Genomic DNA, 21,917 nt, shown 5'->3' with positions numbered 1-21,917 from the left:
CTTCAAGATTATCGAATAACCATAGGTGCCCCCATGGATCAGAAAGAAAGCATATTGCAAACTCAGATAGGGCTTGACGGGCGTGAACAAGCCTCTGCGCCGCTAGAGAGCCAGGGCTGTGCAGACAACCTTTTGTATATCAGCCCAAGGCAGGCAATTCCTGTCATCTTCGTACCTGGCATTATGGGTACACCGTTACTCGCGACAGGCAAGAATAATAAAAATTTGGTGAAAAAATTAAACGGCCGATGGGCCTGGTTTCCGGATAGTTTGGGTTGGATGGGGATTGCAAGCATCATTGGTGGATTCAATCGACTCAGCCCAGCGGAAAAAAAGACTCTGCTTGATCCTGAACAGACCAAAGTTCCGAGGGCAATAGGTGAGGCGGATTTCTCCGGATTCGACTTGAAAACATGCCCGCTGCCTAAGGATGAGATCGAACGACGCGGATGGGGTTCGGTTCTGTTAAGCGACCTTGGCGGCTATGGACCAATATTGAGCTTTCTCGAAAACGAACTGAAAACGCTCTATCATGATACGGGTAGAGGCAAACCGCGAGTCAAAGGTGCGATGTTAGCATTTGAGGGCAGCATTCAGGCAATTAAGGGTTATGAAGCGCTGGACCTAGCTGCCTACAAGAAAGCCTCAGCATGGAGTTATCCTGTATACGCGTGCGGTTATAACTGGCTGAGAAGCAATGAAGAATCGGCTGATGAATTGGCTCATTACATACAGTATGTATTGAACGACTGCAGAACACGGCTGAAGTTAAAGTGCGACAAAGTCATCCTCGTTACTCACTCAATGGGTGGGCTCGTAGGGAGGAGTTGCGCACAAAAACACCCCGAAAATATATTAGGGGTTGTCCACGGCGTACAGCCAGCTATAGGTGCCGGCACAGCATATCGACGCGTTAGAGCCGGGTGGGAAGATGTCATAGGTCGGTGGGCTATAGGGGAAAATGCTGATGAAGTCACCCCGGTCTTTGGCGCCCCAGGCCCTTTACAGTTGCTACCGAATCAACTGTACGGCAACGGGTGGCTTAATGTCCGCTGGGGGAAAAAAGACGGTCCCCTCTTGATGTCACTGCCCAAGCAATCCAACCCCTACGACGAAATTTATTCAAAAACCACTGCATGGTGGCGTCTATGCGATCCTCGTCTAGTAGAGCCGCGCGCGCAAAATAGAGAAGAACTTGAAGATGGCTGGAATTTGTATTTGAAAAACCTGAAAATGGCTCAGAATTTTCATGCAACTTTAGGCACTTATTATTTCCCTGATACCTATGCGCATTTTGGATCTGATAGCAAATTCCCAGCATGGAATAAAATTGACTGGATTCTCAAAGCATTCAGAAATATGACCGGCCAATTCTCTCCTGTGTCGTCAAAAGAGGCGACCGCACACCTTAGGTTATGTTCAGATAACAGAGTCAATTATCTGACGCTCAATAATGCACAAACGGCCGGCAAAATAGCCTATCAACCGCTGCACGGTCCTGCAGTAATAGGGGCTGAATACAGCGGGGACGCTTATCACGCGGCGATGGCCTCGCAGGATGATACGGGTGACGGGACGTTGCCTTCGCACTCAGCTGCTGCTGTAACAGACCATATAAAATTTTCAGCACGTCTTTCTGGGTTCGAACACAGCGCGTCCTACAACGACAAGTCGGCCCGGGCAATCACGCTCCACTCGATTGTCAGCCTCGCCAAGGATGCTAAGAACCTATGCTAGTGCCTCGTACTGGAAGTGCGGCTGCGATTGCAATCGTGATGAGCTGTGCTTTACCGGCTGTCCCATTGACTACCCCTACCGCACAAGGAGCCACAACAGTAATGGACTCAAGCACGAACCCCAAAAAAACGGTCCGCGTGGGTCGGTTCACCATGGACTTGCCGGGTGACGCCGTATTTGATGGCGCTTTACTAGAGCTGAATGGCGTGCCTGTAGCCATCACACCGCGCTTCATCAAGCCCCGTGTAGAGCGAGAGGCACAAAAAAACTGGCGCATCATCGAAGATCGAAATCGTGGCAACGCGGAACATAAGGCAACCCGAAAGGATTTAGCACAGGGGGCCGTTATCTTCAATTATGACCATACTCGAATTACGGGTGAAGGGCTCGATGGAGAACCTATTAACAAAGTAGTGCACTCCACACTGGCGTACCAGTGGTTTAATAACTTAAAATTTGTTCTTGGCAACGACAGCACACTCAATCGAGAGAACCAAATCAGGGAAATACTGGACTCAATACTCCTCAGCGGCACTGATGTTAAACAAGCCCTCTGCTACATGGAAGGCTGCTTGACCTATCGAACCGGCAATGAAGGTGTTTATGTGGACATTAATTTCGCAGAACGGCCCAATCTAAGAGCAAAGTTTACATCTAAGCAATATGGGGGTGCAGCCAACCAATATTTATCTGAAAGAAACAAAAACGGCTTTTCACCAGCTGATGCGACAGCATGGATAATGAAGTCTGAGTTCCAGCACCGCACCTATCGCAACACCAAACGGACAGTCAATAATCTGGTAGGTGAAGAAATCATTGAGGCAAGCACAGAGAAATCAGCAGAAGGCTACCTGACCGAAGTGAACGCTGTCTGGTATTATCCGGGCGAGCCCAATAGGGCTGACAAGCCCGAAATTCGTTTGGATTTGGATTACAGCTACACGACCAAGCAACCGCCAAAAAATGGCACAGGATTTCCTGATCAAGAGGAAACCCACTCAGTGCGCGAGGAAGAATTTATGAAGATCTGGGATGACGCGCTCAATTCCCTCGTCTCAAAATAACCTCGTTAAAATGAAGATCTGCCTGCCTGGTGCAGTGATGCGAAATAGATGCAAGGCTGTTCACTATCAAGCATCGGGCAAATCTCCATCAGGTATTAAGCAACTACGCAAAGGGCAAAATACTCATGACTTCGACCTCTTCTAATCCTGTACGCTATTTAGGAGCCGTGAGTATCGGCTTTGCAATCCTAGGCTCGATTGTCTCTCTCATTTTGTTAACGGGGCCAAGCCACGGCACGATGCCTGGGATAGGAGGATACCAGAAAATATTCGCCTTACTTTGTTTATCATTCACAAATGTTGTGACCTTGATAAGCAACACAATCTATTTCTTCTATACGCAAAAACCTAAGTGGTTGAAAATCATTATATTAATGCAGCTTATGGTTGCGCTCATTACCCTTGCTCTTTTGATTTGATATTCACGGCGTCTTGTTCCACATGACTCTGTCCATTGGCATCCCACTTTCAAAGAGCGAACCTTCATGGAGGCTTGACGAGCTACAAACGTTGCGCGCTTTCCGACATCTCTACCTGAGAAGTTGGGAGTGCGGCGCACAGTAGTCGTCACAGAACAGCGAACACCATCACAATCCCTTCTTCGACTCCGCTACACCGCGCGATGGCCTTTTGGAGTAAAAATGCCCAGGCCCGTAATTATCGTGATGTTCGCAGCACTGCATGGATGTGGGAACTTTGCCGACCCGTATGTGATCAAGAAGCTCAGCACCGGGGAGCCTGCGCTGGGGGTGAATTTTGGGTGGCGCTTCAAGTCTAGCACGGCCCACCTGGAGTAGTTATGTACTCCTGGGCTGGTCACTAGTCAGTGAATTCAGAGCCGTGAAATCAGTATCCTACCGAGCCCATCTAGAACTCCACTTTCCCTCTCCCGGCCTTGATACCGCTACGCCTGGCCTTCCCCTCCAGGCGGCGCGTTTTGGACCCGAGCGTCGGCTTGGTAGGCCGACGCTTTTTCTCGACCTTGCCTGCACTCACGATCAATTCGGCCAGACGCGTCAACGCGTCATTTCGGTTCTGCTCCTGAGTGCGGTACTGCTGAGCCTTGATGATCAAGACGCCGTCGCTGGTGATCCGGCTGTCTCGTAATGCCAGCAGCCGGCCTTTGTAGAACTCAGGCAATGAAGACGCCGGAATGTCGAATCGCAAGTGCACAGCACTCGACACCTTGTTGACGTTCTGCCCACCCGCGCCCTGAGCGCGTACGTACGTCAGTTCGATTTCGGCGTCCGGCAGTTGTACGGAATTGGAGAGGGTCAGCATGAAGGTCCCTTATGATTGACCGAACTATCACAGTAATGGCCGCGCGCCCAAGTAACGCTGCTTGATTATTCGATGGCTGGCCCCTGTGAAAGGTCAGTCAGACCTCAGCAGGGACTCGTGCACCCTGCCCCACCAGCCTCAGTCAGTTTGAGCGCCAAGCGAGTATTCGTCACTTGAATCAAGCTGCTCAAGTAGCAGGGCAAAATCGGACACCAGCGCCAAGGCCTCTTTCTGATACTGATCACGCCAGCACTGTGACCAATCGGCAGGGCGACCTTGGTCTTCCCAATCAGCCAGCGCCAGCCCATTTAGGACTTCCATTTCTAACCAGAGTGTTTGCCAAGCCTCCAGCGCCGCCAGGTCTGCTGAGTGTTGCCAGTGAAATTCAGTATCAGTGACAAATTGATGCCAGTGCCTGAAATCACCACACGCCTCTAACGCGGTTGAGAACAAGTCTGAAACCCAAGTCACATTCATCGTCCTGTAAGCCTGTACGATTCACGAAACTGCCCCTTGTTGGAACTTCCGGTGACAATGGTTAGAGGGGCATACAATGCAACAGTTGCCACCCGCTGCTGTCTAGGTGTTCGAACAGTCTATACGTCGCCAGCGGCCGCCGATCACGAGATCAAGACGCCCGCGAACTTAGCCGCTTAACCGAGCACTCATACCGCCCAGGTCTCATGCAAATGACGCCATTTCACCCGCCCCGCCTCCAGCACCAACAGTGCCGTCGATACCCGTACCGTATCGTCCTTACCCTCGGCGCTATGTATCTCCCGATACCTGACCAGCGCCCCGTCGGCCCATTGATGCAGGGTTTCCAAGTCCGTTAGCTCAATGTTCAGCCCCGGCTGACTGCCCGTGTTCCGCTCAAAAAGCTGCTCCACATCCTGCAGCCCGAATTGCAGCCCCGCGGGTGAAACCATCGAGAAACTTGGTACGAAGTGCTCCATCATCGCTTCCAACGACCCCTCGCCCCGGGCAAACCGTGCTTCGATCAGTTGGTGCAAGTCCACGACTTCTTGAAGATAGCTATTCATAAGGGTTTCCTAACCAAAGATGCGTAGTGATCGGCAAATGAATGCCGCCTCACCGCAACCCAAACCCCATCCGCTTCAACTCATCGTGCAGCGCCTCTCGCCCATGCAGGCTGGCAGCGCTTCGTAGCCGGCTGACGACCTGCTCCGACCACCCCGACGCCTTCATGCCTTCACGGTGGTAGAACGCCCCCAGGCGCTCGTCGTAACGGGCCAGCAAGCTCTGCTCCTGAGCGGTCGAGTACGTCTCATGATGCAGGACGGCCTCCTGCGGTAGCCGCGGCTTGACCTTGGCGGGCCGGTCGGCAGAGGGATAGCCGACACACAACCCAAACACGGGATAGACATGCGCGGGCAAGTCCAACTCCGCGGCCACCCCTTCGATGTCGTTACGAATACCGCCGATGTAAACGCTCCCAAGTCCCAGAGACTCCAAGGCGACGACCGCATTCTGCGCTGCGAGGGCTGCATCGATGGTGCCTAGCAACAAGCTTTCCAGGTAAGGCAGTGCTTCGAGCGCCACGTCATGCTGCTCGCCAATGCGCGACACCCGTGACAAGTCGGCAAGCCAGACGAGAAACAGCGGCGCTTGGTGGATGTAAGCCTGATTGCCCGCCAGAGCCGACAACCGCTGCTTGCGGCCGGGATCCTGAACGGCCACCACGCTCCAGACCTGAAGGTTGGAGGACGTAGACGCAGATTGAGCAGCGGCGATCAAGGCGTCCAATGTCCCCTCAGGCAGCGGTCGGTCCGCAAATGCACGGACGCTGCGATGGTCGAGCAACTGCTCGATCACGGCATTGCATTGGCTGAGCGGCGATACCTCTTCGGTCCCATAGCGGGCGACCAGTTTTGCTCGGCTATCGGCTGTCATACAATTCCTCCAAAAAGATAGGAGGCTATCAAAAAACCGCGTCCTGCACATAGCAGGTGTCATAGTCTCCGAGCCTTCCGGCTGGATCAGGTACCCTGTGCCGACTGACTTTCAACTCAATGGATAACGGACAATCAGCGTGGCGACACCTTCGCTTGCACCTCGAGAGGTCTACCAGATACTGCGTGATATCGCCCTCGGGATTCGGGATTTACAGCGTGTGAGCGAGCCACGCTGGGCGGAAATGGCGTGTGGGTCCATGACTGTGCAAGCGGACGGGTGGATGCTCACCTTGTGCAATGAGGAGGGTGCGCTGGATCACTGCATCCGCTGCTCCAGCCCCGATGGCCGTGCTTACCAATTCGATACCCAGCACCCTTACGGCACCAACCCGGTGGCGTTGATGAGCACTTGGGAGCACGCGCAACTGCTGCGGTTACTTGGGGCGGCCTAGCCCCTGAACGCGGAGTCTCGCCAGCGCCCGTTCCCAGCACCGGGCGATCTCATCACCCACTGCTCCGCTGCGCGGGACTGCCGGTTCGAACGGCCGCACCCTGACGTGTTCGATCAAGAACTCGTCCGTCCAGCCTGCCCACTCGCCGGCCATGGACCTGAGATTCCACTGCAAGGCCAGATACAGTTCATGCCACAAGATGCTGTGCAGTTGATCGAGTGTATAGGGGCTCTGGGTCATGACACTTGCCACCCACGCCAGGCTCGCCTCGGTCAGTTCGGTGTCCAGGAAGAACTGCGACAGGGCCTGCCAAGCGTGCAGGCGGCTCTCGTCTACTCTTTGCATCGGGTGGTACTACCACTGCTCTGCTAGCGTCACGGGCACGCGCAGCGGCGCCAGGGGGCCATCGCGCTGACCGCACATCTCGTCATGCACCACATGCTGCACCAGCATGCACGGCACAGGCGGTACATCGGCCAGCAGCTCGCGCACCTCCGTCATTGACCGCAGTCGCACTGCCTGCCCTTGGGCATCGCTGAACGTCTGCGGCCCGTCGGCCGTCAACGCACGCAGGACGTAAAAGCCGCCTTCGAGCGACAGCAATTCGAGTTCATTGACAGTGCCGGCAGTGGCCAGTTGCTTCAGTTGCTCTAGGTTCATGGCAGGTACTCCATCCGGCAGGCGCGGCCTGCATCGGGCTTGATGGAAAATGTCGAGCGCGTGCACTTATACAAATCCAGCGCCTTGTATAAGGATGCCGACGCGCCGCGGTCGTTCCGTATGGATTGCAAAACTCAACCCAGGGTCGCGAAACTATCTGCACGGGCTAGGACTCAATCGTGGCGATGCCGCAGCGCTCCAGCCTGCATCGGCCTATCTGTTGAGGAAGAATAACCACCATGATCGCTCGCTGGCGTTGGGCACTTGCGCAAACGACGAAAAGGCTGTGGTTTCGCGCCAGCCTGTTTTCCCTGATCGGCGTACTCACCGCGCTGCTGGCAATCGCCTTGCGCGACATGGTGCCAGCGTCGTTGCCGGCGAAAGTCGGGGCCGACTCGGTCGACAAAATCCTGGGCATCATCGCCTCCAGCATGCTGGCCGTAACCACGTTTTCGCTCAGCACCATGGTGTCGGCCTACAGCGCCGCCAGCAGCGGCGTCACGCCTCGTGCGACCAGCCTGGTGATGGAGGACGCCACGACTCAGAATGCCCTGGCGACGTTCATCGGCTCTTTCCTGTTCAGCCTGGTGGGCATCATTGCCCTGAGTACCGGCATTTACGGCGCTCAGGGCCGTGTGGTGCTGTTTGCAGTGACCCTGGTGATGATCGTACTGATCGTGTACACCCTGCTGCGCTGGATCGACCACTTGTCCAAGCTTGGCCGCGTTGGGGAAACTATCGATCGGGTGGAAGACGCGGCCATTGCAGCGCTCAAGCGCCGTGCGCAGTGGCCTTATCTGGGTGCGCAGCCCTACACCGATGCAACGCAGGTTGCCCCGTCGGCAATCGCAGTCCTTTGCGAGGACATCGGCTATGTACAACACGTCGATGTCAGTGCCCTCGCCCACGCAGCTGACAAGCACAATGCCGTGATCTACCTGGAGGTGCTGCCGGGCAGCTTCGTGCACCACGGTACGGCGCTGGCGCGCGCCGTCCGCGCAAGCCAGGCCGCCGAAACCACAGACCTTGAAGATGAGGTGCTGGCTGCAGTGACGCTCGGTGCACGGCGCACCTATGGCCAGGACCCGCGCTTCGGGCTCTCGGTGCTGGCAGAGATCGCCTCACGCGCATTGTCTCCCGCGACCAACGACTCTGGCACGGTCATTGACGTCATAGGCCGTGGGGTACGCTGCTTTTCCACCTGGGCACGGCAAGCGCCCGACACCACGACCGACGGCCAGTGGCAGAACGTGCATGTGCGCGGGTTGACAGTCGACGACATGTTCGATGACTTCTTCACCCTGATTGCACGGGACGGTGCTGGCTTGCTGGAAGTGGACATCCGCCTGGTGAAGGCCTTGGCGAGCCTGGCGCAGATCGCGCCCGATCGGTTTGGCCAAGCTTGCATCACGCATGTGGACCTGTTGCTCAAGCGGGCCGAACAGGCATTACCGTTGGAGGAGGACAAGCAGCGCTTGCGGGCGCTGGTCCGAAGTTTGGAATGGCCCCTGGCACGGCTGTCCTGAAATTACCTGAGGATCTGACCGTTCATCGCCTGTGCCGCATAAATGAGCACTCCACACAATGGGGACTTTTATTTCACCGAATTTTCACGTTGCCGAGTGGATTATCAACTCATCCCCATGAGAAAGACTTAAGCCCGACTAGCAGCGGGCTTTCTTTTGCCCGCTCGACAAGCCCCCTTCCTGAAATCCCCCCTTCCTTGCCTGGCCCATGGCGAAGGCCAGGCTGAACCGTAGTTAATGAACTCAGGTCAATTGATCACAAGGTGGCGACGGAGGGCGCTCGATGGAGTCATTCGATCTGCAAAGGATGCTGCTGGGTGACTTGCCCGTCACGTTTCTGATGGAAGTGATGGTGCGCGTGGTTGCGGCCTTTCTCGCCGTGTTTCTGTTTCTGAAGTTCAGCGGCAGGCGTGGCATCAAGCAGCTCTCGCGCTTCGAACTCGTCGTCATCCTGACCCTGGGTTCTGCTGCAGGCGATGTGACCTTCTACGAAGATGTGCCATTGTTACCAGTAGCCCTGGTGTTCGTCACGCTACTGCTCCTGTATCGCGGCACGATCTATCTGATGCGTCGCAGCAAGATGTGCGAAGCCTGGATTGACGGGCTCCCGATCACCGTCGTCAAGGACGGCCAATATGAAATTCACTCGTTGCGCAACCTGAACATCTCCTCCAACGAGTTGTTCATGGAACTGCGTCAACAAGGGGTTGAGCACCTTGGCCAGGTGCGATTGGGTTTGCTGGAGACGGACGGCGAACTGAGCCTTTATTTTTACGAGGCCAAAGACACTCGACCGGGCCTGTCCGTGCTGCCGCCCGAGCACCGTCCAGAATACGACTCTCCACCGTCTCCAGGCCTGTATTGCTGCGTTAGCTGTGGCCTGCCAGTGCAGCATCAGCTGCATGACGTGATTGCCTGCATGCGCTGCGGTCATCGCAGTTGGTCACCTGCCCTGCAAACAACGCGCAACCGTTAACCGTCCGGACCCTCAAGGTCGTTGAGCAAGCGCCAGGTTACAACTTGGGCTGGAGCTGCAAACAAAAGCTTAGCGATAACGATTCCCACTCGCTATAATTCTGCGCTTTGTAGCACGCCAATTCCCTGTCGTCCCAATTCCTTGATCAGGTTCTCACATGCCCTTCCCGAATTTTGCCCGCAAGCCTGCGCTGCACACCGTTGTCTGGTTGCCCCTGGGGTTGGTCGCAAGCGTGGCCTCACCGCTCGCACTTGCTCAGAACGCGCTGGAAATCCCGGTGCCGGTTGCACAACCTGTGAATACGGCCGGTACCACTGGCGCGGTCCTGGAGCTTGAAGAAACCGCAGTTTCGGCCAGCGCAGACGCCTCCAAGGATGGCTTGGTTCCTGAGTATGAAGGGGGGCAAGTGGCCCGGGGCGGGCGCGTGGGTATCCTGGGCAACAAGGACTACATGGAAACGCCCTTCACATCCACGTCCTATACCAACCAGCTGATCCAGGACCAGCAGGCGCACAGCGTGGCGGACATCCTGCAGAACGACCCCTCCGTGCGGGTCGCCCGTGGTTTCGGCAACTTCCAGGAACTGTATGTCATGCGGGGCTTCCCGCTGTATTCCGACGACATCGCCTATAACGGCCTGTATGGCCTGCTTCCGCGTCAATACGTTGCAGCGGAGTTCATCGAACGGGTCGAGGTATTCCGCGGGGCCAACGCCTTCCTTAATGGCGCCGCCCCCGGCGGTACCGGGATCGGCGGCGCCATCAACATCCTGCCTAAACGCGCCCCGAACGAACCCCTTACCCGCTTGACCGCTGGGGTTGAAAATCGCGGCTTCGGTACCGTTTCGGCTGACGTGGCGCGCCGCTTCGGGGAGCAGGACCGTTTTGGCGTGCGCGTGAACGTGGCCAAGCGCGACGGGGAAACGTCGGTACAGGACCAGGACCGCTCCCTGGACATGTTCGCCCTGGGCCTGGACTACCAGGGCGAACGCCTGCGGCTTTCGGCCGACATTGGGCACCAGTACCATTTCATCGACAATCCGCTGCCCAGCGTCACCCCTACAGGCCGCGTACCTAGCCCGCCGGATGCCGACAAGAACTACGGCCAGCCCTGGACGTACTCCAAGGAGAAGCAAACATTCGGCACCTTCCGTGCCGAGTATGACCTCTCCGATGCGCTCACCACCTGGGCTGCCATCGGCATGCGCAAAGGTGAAGAGAAGAACGTGCTGGCCAACCCCTCCTCCGACGCCAACGGCGTGACCCGATCGACGCGCTTCGATAATTACCGTGAAGAGACAGTGGCTACCGGTGAGGTGGGCATGCGCTACACCTTGCAAACAGGTCCGGTGTCGCATCAATGGGTGCTGTCCGGTTCGATGTTCGACAACAAGGACCGTAATGCCTGGGCGGGTAATTTCACTGGTTTCGCCAACGATCTCTATGACCCGGTCTACGTGCCCAAACCCGACAACACCAGTTTCAGCGGCGACATGTCCGACCCGCATGTGACCGCCAGGACCCGTACCCAGAGCCTGGCCATCGCCGACACCCTGGGGTTCTTCAACGATCAGTTGCAGATCACCCTGGGAGCCCGTCGACAAGGGCTCAACGTGACAGGTTACGATTACAATTCCGGCGACAAGACATCCAAGTACAACCGCTATGAAACCACGCCCGTTGCCGGCGCGGTGTACCAGATCAACGAGCAGTTCTCGGTTTACGCCAACTACATCGAAGGCTTGACCAAAGGCGATACGGCCGGCGCCACCACTACCCTGCCTGATGGTTCCAGAGCCCCGGTGCTCAATGCCGGCGCCTCACTGGCGCCCTACGTGGCCAAACAGACCGAAGTGGGCGTGAAGTACGACGGCGGTGGCCTGGGTGGCAGCCTGGCGGTGTTCGAGACGCGCAAGCCGGTCGGCATCGTCGAGGATCAGGTGTTCAAAGATGGCGGTGAACAACGCAACCGCGGGATCGAGTTGTCGGTGTTCGGTGAGCCGACGCCCGGCGTGCGTCTGCTCGGTGGCGTCACCCTGCTCGATGCCGAACTCAGCAAGACCCAGAACGGTCAGGACGACGGCAACCAGGCCATCGGCGTGCCTAAAACCCAGGCCAACATCGGCGGCGAATGGGACGTGCCGGGTGTGAACGGCCTGACCCTGACCAGCCGCGTGGTCTACACCGGCCGTCAATACATCAACAACGCCAACAACCTCGAGATTCCTTCGTGGACGCGATTGGACCTGGGGGCCCGCTACGGCTTCAAGGTAGACGAGAAGGACGTCACCCTGCGTGCGCGTCTGGACAACGTGGCCGGTCGTGACTATTGGGCCTCCGCTGGCGGGTATCCAGGCTCGAACTACCTGGTACTCGGTGCACCACGTACGCTGTCTCTGAGTGCCTCGGTCGATTTCTGATCGCGCCAAGGTCGTACAACCTGGGGGTTCCCCGACGGCGAGCGTTGCGGCATGCACCTTTCAGGGCTGCCCCGCAGACCATCGCCGTTGAGCCGGGCGCTTCACGACTTCAAATTGTTGCAGGCCTCTGGTTTGAATGCTCACGGATCGAGCACCAACGCGTTTTCACTCCTGAAAAGAAAGTATTAATTCTTCAAGCCTGTTTTTCTGCGCAATCGATAGTAATAGCCTAGGCAGGTACCTTTTCAACCAAGGCCCTCCCCCATGAAATCTGTCGTTTACTCGCAGCCTGGCTTGCCCCTGCAAGACCCTCAATCTCTCTATGATGCAGACCTGCCCGTACCGTCCCCCGGTGCGCGAGACCTGCTGGTCGAAGTCAAGGCCATCGCAGTCAACCCGGTCGACACCAAGATTCGCGCCAGCCGTGGCGGTGACCAGCCGCAAGTGCTGGGTTGGGACGCGGCCGGCATCGTCCGTGAAGTGGGCGAGCAGGTGACCCTGTTCCAACCAGGGGATGAGGTGTTCTACGCCGGCGCCATCGACCGCCCCGGCTGCTACAGCGAATTCCATCGGGTGGACGAGCGCCTCGTTGGGCGCAAGCCATCTAGCCTGGATGCTGCCAGCGCCGCTGCGCTGCCATTGACGTCCATCACTGCGTGGGAGCTGCTGTTCGACCGCCTGCGCCTCGAAGAAAACGGCGGTCAGGGTCAGCACCTGCTCATCATCGGCGCTGCCGGTGGAGTGGGTTCGATCCTGGTGCAATTGGCCCGCCAGTTGACTGGGCTGACCGTGATCGCTACGGCTTCCAGGGCCCAGACGCAAGCCTGGGTGAAGGACCTGGGTGCCCACCTGGTGATCGACCACTCGGCCCCACTGGCCGCCCAGCTCAGCGCACACGGTGTCGCAGCGGTCGATCACGTGATCAGCTTGACCCATACCGACACTTACCTTGAGCAACTCATCGAGGTACTGCGCCCGCAAGGGCAGCTTGCCTTGATCGATGACCCTGCGCAGCTGGATGTGGTCCCACTCAAGCGCAAATCCTTGTCGCTGCACTGGGAGCTGATGTTTACCCGTTCGCTCTATCAGACGCACGACATGATCAAGCAGCACCAACTGCTCAACCGCATCAGCGAAATGGTCGACACCGGTGTGCTCAAGACGACGGTGGGCGAACATTTCGGGACGATCAATGCGAGCAACCTGAAACGGGCGCACGCGGTCATCGAGAGCGGCAAGGCCAGGGGCAAGATCGTGTTGGAAGGCTTCTGAACCCAGTGGCCTGAACGATGGGTTCAGGCGTGCAGCAGCGGCGTGACGGCCTCCACCAACTGATCGACGGCGTCCGCCACGGTGCCTTCATTTTGACAAAGCAGCCAGCCGTGCTCGTGTGCAGCGTGGTTGAACGCCTGGGTACTCGCCATCTGCTCCTCCAAGGTATGGATGACCGTGCTGCCCAGGCCCCGACGGCGGGACGCAGCCCTCGTCCAGGACGTTTGCGCCGTGGTGAGCACCGCGATGTGCAGGTCAGGCACCTGCACGCCGCGTTCGATGTTCAAACGCAACACCTGGTCGAATGGCACGTTTCGGCGAAACGCCGCGTCCGATGGGTACCAACGGTCAATCAGGACAATGCTGTCGCCAGGTTGACGCGGCAGTACGTGGCGGGTGATCCAGGCGCGGCTTTCGGCCAATCGCTCGCAGACCTGCCACTCAACCGTTGGCGAAGGCTGCCTGGCCAGCTGATTGACCAACGTCATGGTCTGCGCGCGCTGTGGATCATTGTTGCCCTCGCACAGCCTGACCACTTTGTTGCCTCGGGCCCGTAACGCCTGGGTGAGTGCTTCGAGCAGCGTGGTCTTACCAGTACCTTTCGGCCCGTCCATGGCGATGAAAAGCGGGCGACTCATGTGCGTGTACCTCCAAAATCAAGGGCCGCATGAAACCACCGAGGCCAGTCACACACAAGCGCTGGCACCGCGTGCAGACGACTGACACCCTCAAAACTGCTATCCGGGGCACTCACTGGCTATGCCGTACGCGGGTGTGCTGATAGGCTGACGGCGGCAGCCGCGCAGGCAGCCTTTACATCATCTACAGGCATGGCTAATGACCCTCGACCCACAGGTAAACCTGAGTAATTGCGACCGCGAACCCATTCAGATTCCCGGCAGCATCCAGCCCCATGGCTGCTTGCTGGCCTGCGACGCCACCGCAACCGTGGTCCTGCGTCACTCGGTCAATGCGCCGAAATTACTGGGGGTCACGCTGCCGCTCAATGGCCGTAAACTCGATGACGTGATTGGCGGGGAACTCGCCCATACCTTGCGCAATGCCCTGGCCCGTATCCGCGAAGGATCGCGCCCGGCGTTGAGCTTTGCAGTCGCCCTGCCCGATGGCCGGCGTGTAGATGTGTCGGCGCACCGCTTCAAGGGCAGCACTCTCCTGGAGTTCGAGCCTGCGGGCCAAAACGTTGCAGAACCCATCGAGCTTGCGCGCACTTTGATCGCGCAGCTGCGCGAAATCGACCAGACCGACCGCCTGTTCCGCGACGCCGCGCGTTTTGTGCGTGCAGTACTGGGCTACGATCGGGTAATGATCTACCAACTGGGAAGCGATGGCGCCGGCAAAGTGATTGCCGAGGCCAAGCGCAGCACGCTCGAGAGCTTCCTGGGGCAGTATTTTCCCGCATCGGACATCCCGCAGCAGGCACGCGCCTTGTACCTGCGCAACCCGATCAGGGTCATCCCTGACGTGCAGTTCGAGGCGGTGGCCCTGGAGCCTGTGCTGGACCCTTCGGGCGAGCCGTTGGACCTGTCCTATGCCCACCTGCGCAGCGTGTCTCCCATCCACTGCGAATACCTGCAGAACATGGGCGTTGGCGCCACCATGTCCATCTCGATCATCGTCAATGGCGCGCTGTGGGGGTTGATCGCCTGCCATCACTACTCACCACGCAACCTGACCATGGGGCGACGCGTGGCGGCCGAGATGTTTGGCGAGTTCTTCGCCCTGCACATCGAAACAGTGCGCAGCCGGCAACAACTCGAAGCGGCCGTGCAGGTGCACGACACGCTCGACCTGATGCTGCGCGATGCCAACCATGCCGCCGACATGCACAGCTTCTTCGAAGACCGGCTGCCAAGGCTGATGTCGCTGATTCCGTGTGATGGCATCGGCATCTCCCTGCAAGGGCGTTGGTCGAGTGCCGGTACCGTTCCGCCTAGAGCTTGCGTGCCTGAACTGCTGCGCTTCGCCGAAAGCGTGGCCGAAGCCAGGACGTGGGCATCGAACAGCCTTTCACTGGCCCATCCGGCGGCCCAGGCCTACTTCAGCGACGTGTCGGGCGTGCTGCTCATCCCCATTTCGCAGCGCCCGCAAGACTACATCATGTTCTTTCGCAAGGAGGTGGTGCAGACCCTCGACTGGGCGGGCGACCCCAACAAGACCTATACCAGTGGCGCGATGGGCGACCGGCTGACGCCGCGCACGAGTTTTTCCATCTGGAAACAGACTGTGCACCAGCAGTCTGCGCCATGGACGGAGCAGGATCGACAGTTCGGGGACGCCATTCGTACGGCCATCGTCGAGGTGTTGCTGCACAACAGCGAACTGCTGGCCAGCGAACGCTCCAAGGCCGAGGTGCGCCAGCGGGTGCTCAACGAAGAGCTCAACCACAGGGTCAAGAATATCCTGTCGCTGATTGGCGCACTGGTTGCCCATCCCACGGCCGAGGGCCAGACGCTCAAGGGTTACGTGAACACCTTGCAGGGCCGCATCCAGGCCCTGTCGCTGGCCCACGACCAGGTCGTGCGGGGTGATGGCGGTGGGCGCCTGGCGATGTTGCTCGATGCCGAATTGTCGCCTTACCGCACGGCTATTGCCGACATCGTCATGCAAGGACCCAACGTGATTCTCGATGCCAGGGCCTATTCGGTGATGGCCCTGGTGCTGCACGAACTGGCGACCAACGCGGCCAAGTACGGTGCGCTGTCGAGTCCAGGGGGGCGGCTGTCTGTGAGCTGGGCGATCGATGCTGCAGGCGCCTGCGCCATCATCTGGCAGGAAAGCGGCGGCCCGCAGGTGCAGGTACCCCGGCGCCGCGGCTTCGGCTCGGTACTCATCGAGCGCAGCATCCCGTTCGATCTGGGCGGTACCAGTAGCGTGGAGTACTACCCTGATGGGGTGCAGGGCTTGTTCACGCTGCCAGCCAGGCACCTGGCGGTTGCCGAGTCCGAGCCTGCGCCTGCTGCTGCCGCGCCCATGATCGATTCCTCTGACCCATTCGCCGCACGACCTGGCCTGAGCGTGATGATCCTGGAGGATCAGTTGGTCATTGCCATCGGCCTCGAGCAAATTCTCAACGACGCCCACATCGAGCATGTCATCACGGCCAGTTCCGAGCAGGAAGCTTTGCAGGTTTTGGAGCAGCACTCACCCGACGCCGCCATTCTCGATGTGAACCTGGGGCGCGGTACGTCCATTGCCGTGGCCGAGGCATTGATGCGTCGGCGCATCCCTTTCCTGTTCGCAACCGGTTATGGCGATGGCATCAGTATTCCCGCGCACCTGAAGCACATTCCGGTCACACGCAAACCTTATGACATGAGTACCATCGTGATGAGCCTTCGTGGCCTGCTCGAACCGCAGGACTGAAGACGCTCAAGACGGCGGCCATTGCGGCCGCCGTACACAGCCTGAGATCACATCCACGCATCCTGCTGCAGCTGGTCAATGCAGCAGGATGATCGACTCGGCGATCAGACGCAGCGTGTGGGCACGCTTCAGATCGCCAGCGCCCGCTCGCGCAGCTCGCTGTTGAGAATGCGGTCGTTCTCGCTGTAGTCGACCGGGCAGTCGATCACATGAACGCCTGGGGTGGTGATGCAGTGCTCCAGCAAGGGCAGCAGGCCCTCGGCGCTTTCGACACGGTGGCCGGTGGCGCCGTAGGCTTCGGCGTACTTGACGAAGTCCGGGTTGCCATAGTCCAGGCCGAAGTCGGTGAAGCCCATGTTGGCCTGCTTCCAGCGGATCATGCCGTAGCCGTCGTCACGCAGAATGACCACGGTGATGTGCATCCCTAAGCGCACTGCGGTTTCCAGTTCCTGGCTGTTCATCATGAAGCCGCCGTCGCCGCATACCGAGATCACCGGGCGGTCCGGGTAGACCAGATACGAGGCCATGGCCGATGGCAAGCCGGCACCCATGGTCGCCAGGGCGTTGTCCAGCAGCACCGTGTTGGGCTTGTGAGCCTTGTAGTTACGAGCGAACCAGATCTTGTAGATGCCATTGTCCAGGGCCACGATGCCCTCGGAAGGCAGTACGCGGCGGATGTCGGCTACCAGGCGTTGTGGGTAGACCGGGAAGCGGTCGTCGTCGCCGCCTTCGGCGATCTGCGCCTCGTTGGCTTCACGAATCGCCATCAGGCGGGTGAAGTCCCAGTGCGCGGTGTCGGTCAGTTGCTCGCTGATCTGCCACACGGCGTTGGCGATGTCACCGATCACTTCGACCTGAGGGAAGTACACGGCATCGACTTCGGCGGAGCGGAAGCTGATGTGGATGACTTCGGTGCCGCCACGGACCATGAAGAACGGTGGCTTCTCGATCACGTCGTGACCGATGTTGATGATCAGGTCGGCCGCCTCGATCGCACGGTGCACGAAATCGCCGGACGACAACGCCGCGTTGCCCAGGAAGCGTGGGTGACGCTCATCGACCACGCCCTTACCCATCTGGGTGGTGATGAACGGGATGCCGGTCTTGTCGATCAGCTGCTTGAGCACCTTGGCGGTCATCTTGCGGTTGGCGCCGGCACCGATCACCAGAATCGGGCTGCGCGCTTTATGCAATTTTTCCACGGCTGCGTCGATGGCCACGTGCTCGGCCAGCGGGCGACGGTGCAGGCTGCGCGGGATAGGCAGGGCATCGGTCTGCTCGGCGGCGATGTCTTCAGGCAGTTCCAGGTGCACAGCACCCGGCTTTTCTTCCTCGGCCAGGCGGAAGGCTTCGCGCATGCGGGCCGGGATGTTGTCGGCCGAGGCGAACTGGTGGGTGTACTTGGTGATGGGGTCCATCATGCCGCACACGTCGATGATCTGGAAACGGCCCTGCTTGGACTTCTTGATCGGCTTCTGCCCGGTGATCATCATCATCGGCATGCCGCCGAGATAAGCATAGGCGCTGGCGGTGACCAGGTTGGTAGCGCCGGGGCCCAGGGTGGACAGGCTGACGCCGGTCTTGCCGGTCAGCCGACCGTAGGTGGCAGCCATGAAGCCTGCAGACTGTTCATGGCGGGTCAGTACCAGCTTGATCTTCGACTTGCGCAGGGATTCGAGCAGGTCGAGGTTTTCTTCACCGGGAATGCCGAACACATACTCGACACCTTCGTTTTCCAGGCATTGCACAACGACATCGGCGGCCTTGGCCATTTAATGTACTACCTCAAGATCCAGGGAGGATGCAGCCGGCTGGCTGCGTGACTGAGATGTTGCAGGATGTCTCAGTGGCGCGCATCGTAGGCCTTGGCGTTAATAATAGTAAATATATTGTTATGATGCTGAGCATCACAAAACGTTATCAATTCCGGAATACCTCAAATGAATCTCAAGGCGCTGCGTTGTTGCGTTGAAATCGTCCGCCAGGGCAGCTTCACCAAGGCCGCTCAGCACCTGCACATCGCCCAGCCGGCGCTGAGCATGGCTGTGACGCGTCTTGAAGAAGAACTGGGCGTCAGTCTGTTCAACCGCACTACACGCAAGGTGGTGCTGACGGTGGAAGGCGAGCAGTTTCTGCCCCGCATCGCATCAGCGTTGCGGGAGATGGACGTGGCCCGCCAGGCGTTGCGCGACATGGCCGACCTCAAGCGTGGCGAAGTGAGGCTGGGGATCCCGCCCATGTTCGGCCTGCACTATGTGCCCGGGCTGATGAACGCCTTTCGCCGGCTTTATCCCGGCATCGCCATGACGGTTTTCGAGGGCAGCGCCGAAGACATTGGCCAACGCCTTGAACAACGGGAAATCGACCTGGCGCTGCTCGAGTCTCGCCGCGTGCCCTCGGACAAGGAGTCGATCCTGTTGGGTAGCGATGAGATGCTGGCCTGCATGCACCCGGATCACCCCTACGCCAGCAAGGCAAGCCTGACCGCCGAAGATCTGCGCAACACTGACATGGTGGTGTTCGACCGCACATTCGTACAGCGTCAGCTGCTCGACGCCTTCTTTGCCGAACACGGCATCACTTACCAAGTGGCATTGCAGAGCAATTTCGTCTCGTTGGTGGTCCAGGCCGCCCTGGACAACATGGGCGTGGCCACATTGCTGCGCTCAGTGCAATTGAGAACACCAGGGATCGTTGGCGTGCCGTTCGAGCCTGCCCAGCAGATGAGTTTTCGGCTGTGCTGGCGCTCGGGTGAGTACTTGTCGCTGGCCAGCCAGCGCTTCATCGATTTTGCCGGACAGAGTCAATATCTGGATCGCTAGCGGCCTGGAGTACATCTGTACTCCAGCTCGCTCGACGCTGTCTGCGCCCACATAGCTTCGTTAATTGGGTCGGCTAGTGAGTCAGCGCGCCTCGACGCACCGTTCGCGTCTCCATTATCATCACTTGAACGTTTCAGCATGTTTCAAGGAGCCAGATGTCTGTTCTAGAACCCTCCCCACTGCCCGGTAAAAGTACCGTCGTAAAGATTGAAGCCGCCATGGCATTGGGCAGCTTCGCCATTGGTACCGGCGAGTTCGCCATCATGGGTCTGATGCCGGATATCGCCAGCAACCTCAACTTGAGCGAACCGCAGGTCGGTCACGCCATCAGCGCTTATGCGCTAGGGGTGATGGTGGGCGCACCCACCTTGGCCATTCTGGGCGCCAAGGTTCTGCGCAAGCACATGCTGCTGATGCTGATGGCCCTGTACGCCCTGGGCAACCTGGCCACTGCCTTCGCACCGTCGTTTGGCGGTCTGATCGCGTTTCGCTTCATCAGCGGCCTGCCCCACGGCGCGTACTTCGGCATCGCCGCAGTCGTAGCCTCCAGCATGGTGCCCAACAACCAGCGCGCGGGCGCCGTGGCCCGGGTCATGATGGGGCTTACCCTGGCCATGTTGCTGGGCAACCCGATCGCCACCTTTCTGGGCCAGTACTTCGGCTGGCGTTCGGCGTTCGTGTTGGTCGGCCTGATCGCCGTTTGCACCATCGCGATGGTGTGGCGCTTTGTGCCCCAGCGTCATGATGAGGTGCGCAGTGACCCGCGCAAGGAACTCAAGGCCTTCACCCTGCCCCAGGTATGGATGGCGCTGGGCATTGCGTCCATCGGCTTTGCCGGCATGTTCTGCGTGTTCAGCTACCTGGCCCCGACCATGCTCGAGGTGACCCGCGTGGCGCCCCAGTGGATCCCGTTCGGCCTGGCAGCCTTCGGCCTGGGCGGCATCGTCGGCAACATCGTGGGCGGCAAACTGTTCGACCGCTTGCAGTTCCGCGCCGTGGGGCTGGTGCTGGCGTGGTCAGTGTTGGTCCTGCTGTTCTTCACCTTTGCCGCGGCGAACCTGTGGAGCCTGCTGTTGGGCATTGGCCTGGTGGGCACCATGATCGCCCTGGCAGCGCCTTTGCAAATCCGCCTGATGGACATCGCGCACGAAGCCCCAAGCCTTGCAGCGGCCTCGAACCATGCCGCCTTCAACCTGGCCAACGCCCTGGGCCCATGGCTGGGTGGCATGGCTATCACGGCGGGGTTGGGCTGGACCAGTACAGGCTACATCGGCGCCGCCATGGCGCTGCTGGGCCTGGGACTCTATGCGGTGGCGCGGCGCATGAAAGGCGGCGCTTGAGACAGAGGAGAGCACCGCGCTGATGGTGTGCCTGGCGGTGGCGTGGCCGGCGCACCAGTACAGCCCGTTGCCAGAAGCGGGCCTTGCCAAACGGCCGGCACGGGCTAGTACCCTAAACCCCACCTACCCCTCTCAAACCCACCACTGCCGAGCCTGCTCATGTTCGATTGGGAAGACCTACGCCATTTCTCGACTTTCTGCGCCACCGGGTCGCTGTCTGCCGCCGCCAGGGTTCTGTCAGTCGACCACGCCACCGTCGCTCGGCGGATCGCCTCCCTCGAAGCTTCGCTGAATCTGAAGCTGGTCGACCGCCGCGCACGGGCCTATGTACTCACCGACGAAGGCGAACGCGTAGGTGAGTTGGCCGGCCAGATGGCCGCGTCGTCCTTCGCCCTCGAACACTTCGCCAGCGCCGGTCAACAGACGGTAGAAGGTGAAGTGGTCCTTTCGGCGCCGCCCGCCCTGCTGGGCAGCATCATCGCCAGGCGCCTCGGGGACCTCTACCAGCAATACCCCCAACTGCGGCTGCGGTTGGTCGGCAGCAAGTCCCGGGCATCCTTGGCCAGGCGCGAGGCCGACATCAGCGTCGTCTTGTCACGGCCCACCGAGCCCACCCTGGTGGTCAGTCTGCTCGGTCACCTGGATTACCGTTTGTATGCCAGTGCCGATTACCAAGCCAGCGGTTCGGCACGGCGATACATCGGTTATGACGCCTCCCAGGCCCATTCGCCGCAGCAGCAGTGGCTCAACCGCCAGGCGGGCGCGCAACCCTTCGCCCTGCTGAGCAACGACCTGCGCATTCAGGCCCAGGCCTGTGCCGGGGGGATCGGCATCGCTTGCCTGCCCGCCTTCATGGCCCATGAGCAAGGGTTGATCGTGGTGGGGCTGCCTGAGCAGACCATGAGCATCGAGATCTGGCTGGCGGTGCACGAAGACGTGCGCGCCACGCCGCGCATAAAGGCAGTGACCGATTTCCTGCACCAGCAGGTCAAGCCCCTGTTGCGCTTGTGAATTCCTGCATGTCCCACTTGCAGCAACAGGGAATGTGCCTGCATGGCCAACAAGGGT

19 protein-coding genes are annotated in these 21,917 nt (G+C 59.2%); 11 read left to right on the top strand and 8 right to left on the bottom strand.

Annotated features, from left to right (window positions below; translation table 11 throughout):
• Window positions 1-33 precede the first annotated feature (33 nt).
• Both PFU01S_RS21675 and PFU01S_RS06735 read left to right on the top strand, forming a co-directional pair.
• Entirely contained in the window at window positions 34-1,737 is a 1,704-nt protein-coding gene (locus PFU01S_RS21675; RefSeq protein ID WP_248694604.1) for an alpha/beta fold hydrolase, read from the top strand.
• A 101-nt stretch (window positions 1,738-1,838) separates the two neighbouring features.
• Window positions 1,839-2,801, top strand: a complete 963-nt coding sequence (locus tag PFU01S_RS06735) for a T6SS immunity protein Tli4 family protein (RefSeq protein WP_028687425.1) — start codon at window positions 1,839-1,841, stop codon at window positions 2,799-2,801.
• Window positions 2,802-3,668: 867 nt separating this feature from the next.
• Here PFU01S_RS06735 and arfB read toward each other — a convergent pair.
• The 4 genes from arfB to PFU01S_RS06710 form a co-directional block, all read right to left on the bottom strand.
• A complete protein-coding gene (gene arfB, locus PFU01S_RS06725) occupies window positions 3,669-4,082 on the bottom strand; it encodes an alternative ribosome rescue aminoacyl-tRNA hydrolase ArfB (protein WP_028687427.1) in 414 nt (137 codons plus the stop codon).
• Window positions 4,083-4,220: 138 nt separating this feature from the next.
• On the bottom strand, window positions 4,221-4,559 hold the full coding sequence (locus tag PFU01S_RS06720) for a hypothetical protein (protein ID WP_028687428.1): 339 nt from the start codon (window positions 4,557-4,559) through the stop codon (window positions 4,221-4,223).
• A gap of 188 nt (window positions 4,560-4,747) precedes the next feature.
• Entirely contained in the window at window positions 4,748-5,125 is a 378-nt protein-coding gene (locus tag PFU01S_RS06715; RefSeq protein ID WP_028687429.1) for a nuclear transport factor 2 family protein, read from the bottom strand.
• A gap of 49 nt (window positions 5,126-5,174) precedes the next feature.
• Window positions 5,175-5,996, bottom strand: a complete 822-nt coding sequence (locus PFU01S_RS06710) for an NADPH-dependent oxidoreductase (protein WP_028687430.1) — start codon at window positions 5,994-5,996, stop codon at window positions 5,175-5,177.
• A 139-nt stretch (window positions 5,997-6,135) separates the two neighbouring features.
• On the opposite strand from PFU01S_RS06710, the gene PFU01S_RS22870 reads away from it, so the two are divergent.
• Window positions 6,136-6,450, top strand: a complete 315-nt coding sequence (locus PFU01S_RS22870) for a DUF7693 family protein (protein ID WP_033736983.1) — start codon at window positions 6,136-6,138, stop codon at window positions 6,448-6,450.
• Here the strand turns inward: PFU01S_RS22870 and PFU01S_RS06700 are convergent.
• A complete protein-coding gene (locus PFU01S_RS06700) occupies window positions 6,433-6,795 on the bottom strand; it encodes a DUF7079 family protein (RefSeq protein ID WP_028687432.1) in 363 nt (120 codons plus the stop codon). The genes PFU01S_RS22870 and PFU01S_RS06700 overlap by 18 nt on opposite strands.
• A gap of 9 nt (window positions 6,796-6,804) precedes the next feature.
• A complete protein-coding gene (locus PFU01S_RS06695) occupies window positions 6,805-7,110 on the bottom strand; it encodes a DUF6482 family protein (protein WP_027914971.1) in 306 nt (101 codons plus the stop codon).
• Between the two features lie 239 nt (window positions 7,111-7,349).
• Between PFU01S_RS06695 and PFU01S_RS06690 the strand changes: the two genes are divergently transcribed.
• The 4 genes from PFU01S_RS06690 to PFU01S_RS06675 all read left to right on the top strand — a co-directional run bounded on the left by PFU01S_RS06690 (window position 7,350) and on the right by PFU01S_RS06675 (window position 13,303).
• The gene (locus PFU01S_RS06690; RefSeq protein ID WP_028687433.1) at window positions 7,350-8,636 is read left to right on the top strand and encodes a DUF2254 domain-containing protein; all 1,287 of its coding nucleotides are present in this window, start codon (window positions 7,350-7,352) and stop codon (window positions 8,634-8,636) included.
• A gap of 283 nt (window positions 8,637-8,919) precedes the next feature.
• Complete coding sequence (locus PFU01S_RS06685) at window positions 8,920-9,612, top strand: DUF421 domain-containing protein (protein ID WP_028687434.1); 693 nt, start codon at window positions 8,920-8,922, stop codon at window positions 9,610-9,612.
• A 157-nt stretch (window positions 9,613-9,769) separates the two neighbouring features.
• On the top strand, window positions 9,770-12,031 hold the full coding sequence (locus PFU01S_RS06680) for a TonB-dependent receptor (protein WP_028687435.1): 2,262 nt from the start codon (window positions 9,770-9,772) through the stop codon (window positions 12,029-12,031).
• A gap of 264 nt (window positions 12,032-12,295) precedes the next feature.
• The gene (locus PFU01S_RS06675) at window positions 12,296-13,303 is read left to right on the top strand and encodes a zinc-binding alcohol dehydrogenase family protein (RefSeq protein WP_028687436.1); all 1,008 of its coding nucleotides are present in this window, start codon (window positions 12,296-12,298) and stop codon (window positions 13,301-13,303) included.
• A gap of 23 nt (window positions 13,304-13,326) precedes the next feature.
• On the opposite strand, the gene PFU01S_RS06670 is transcribed toward PFU01S_RS06675, so the two are convergent.
• Window positions 13,327-13,941 carry a dTMP kinase gene (locus PFU01S_RS06670; protein ID WP_028687437.1) on the bottom strand — a complete coding sequence of 205 codons (615 nt, stop codon included), beginning with the start codon at window positions 13,939-13,941 and terminating at the stop codon, window positions 13,327-13,329.
• A 199-nt stretch (window positions 13,942-14,140) separates the two neighbouring features.
• Between PFU01S_RS06670 and PFU01S_RS06665 the strand changes: the two genes are divergently transcribed.
• Entirely contained in the window at window positions 14,141-16,687 is a 2,547-nt protein-coding gene (locus PFU01S_RS06665; protein ID WP_028687438.1) for an HWE histidine kinase domain-containing protein, read from the top strand.
• Window positions 16,688-16,815: 128 nt separating this feature from the next.
• Here PFU01S_RS06665 and PFU01S_RS06660 read toward each other — a convergent pair whose 3' ends face one another.
• The gene (locus tag PFU01S_RS06660) at window positions 16,816-18,459 is read right to left on the bottom strand and encodes an acetolactate synthase large subunit (protein ID WP_028687439.1); all 1,644 of its coding nucleotides are present in this window, start codon (window positions 18,457-18,459) and stop codon (window positions 16,816-16,818) included.
• A gap of 168 nt (window positions 18,460-18,627) precedes the next feature.
• Between PFU01S_RS06660 and PFU01S_RS06655 the strand changes: the two genes are divergently transcribed.
• The 3 genes from PFU01S_RS06655 (at window position 18,628) to PFU01S_RS06645 (ending at window position 21,860) form a co-directional block, all read left to right on the top strand.
• Window positions 18,628-19,509 (top strand): LysR family transcriptional regulator, encoded by an 882-nt coding sequence (locus PFU01S_RS06655; RefSeq protein ID WP_027914963.1) that lies wholly within the window; start codon window positions 18,628-18,630, stop codon window positions 19,507-19,509.
• 155 nt (window positions 19,510-19,664) lie between these two features.
• On the top strand, window positions 19,665-20,849 hold the full coding sequence (locus PFU01S_RS06650; protein ID WP_028687440.1) for an MFS transporter: 1,185 nt from the start codon (window positions 19,665-19,667) through the stop codon (window positions 20,847-20,849).
• Window positions 20,850-21,008: 159 nt separating this feature from the next.
• Window positions 21,009-21,860, top strand: a complete 852-nt coding sequence (locus PFU01S_RS06645; protein WP_028687441.1) for a LysR family transcriptional regulator — start codon at window positions 21,009-21,011, stop codon at window positions 21,858-21,860.
• Window positions 21,861-21,917: the final 57 nt, after the last annotated feature.

This window comes from Pseudomonas fulva NBRC 16637 = DSM 17717, assembly GCF_000730565.1.
Lineage (GTDB): Bacteria > Pseudomonadota > Gammaproteobacteria > Pseudomonadales > Pseudomonadaceae > Aquipseudomonas > Aquipseudomonas fulva.
This window is presented reverse-complemented; position numbering and strand designations above follow the sequence as displayed.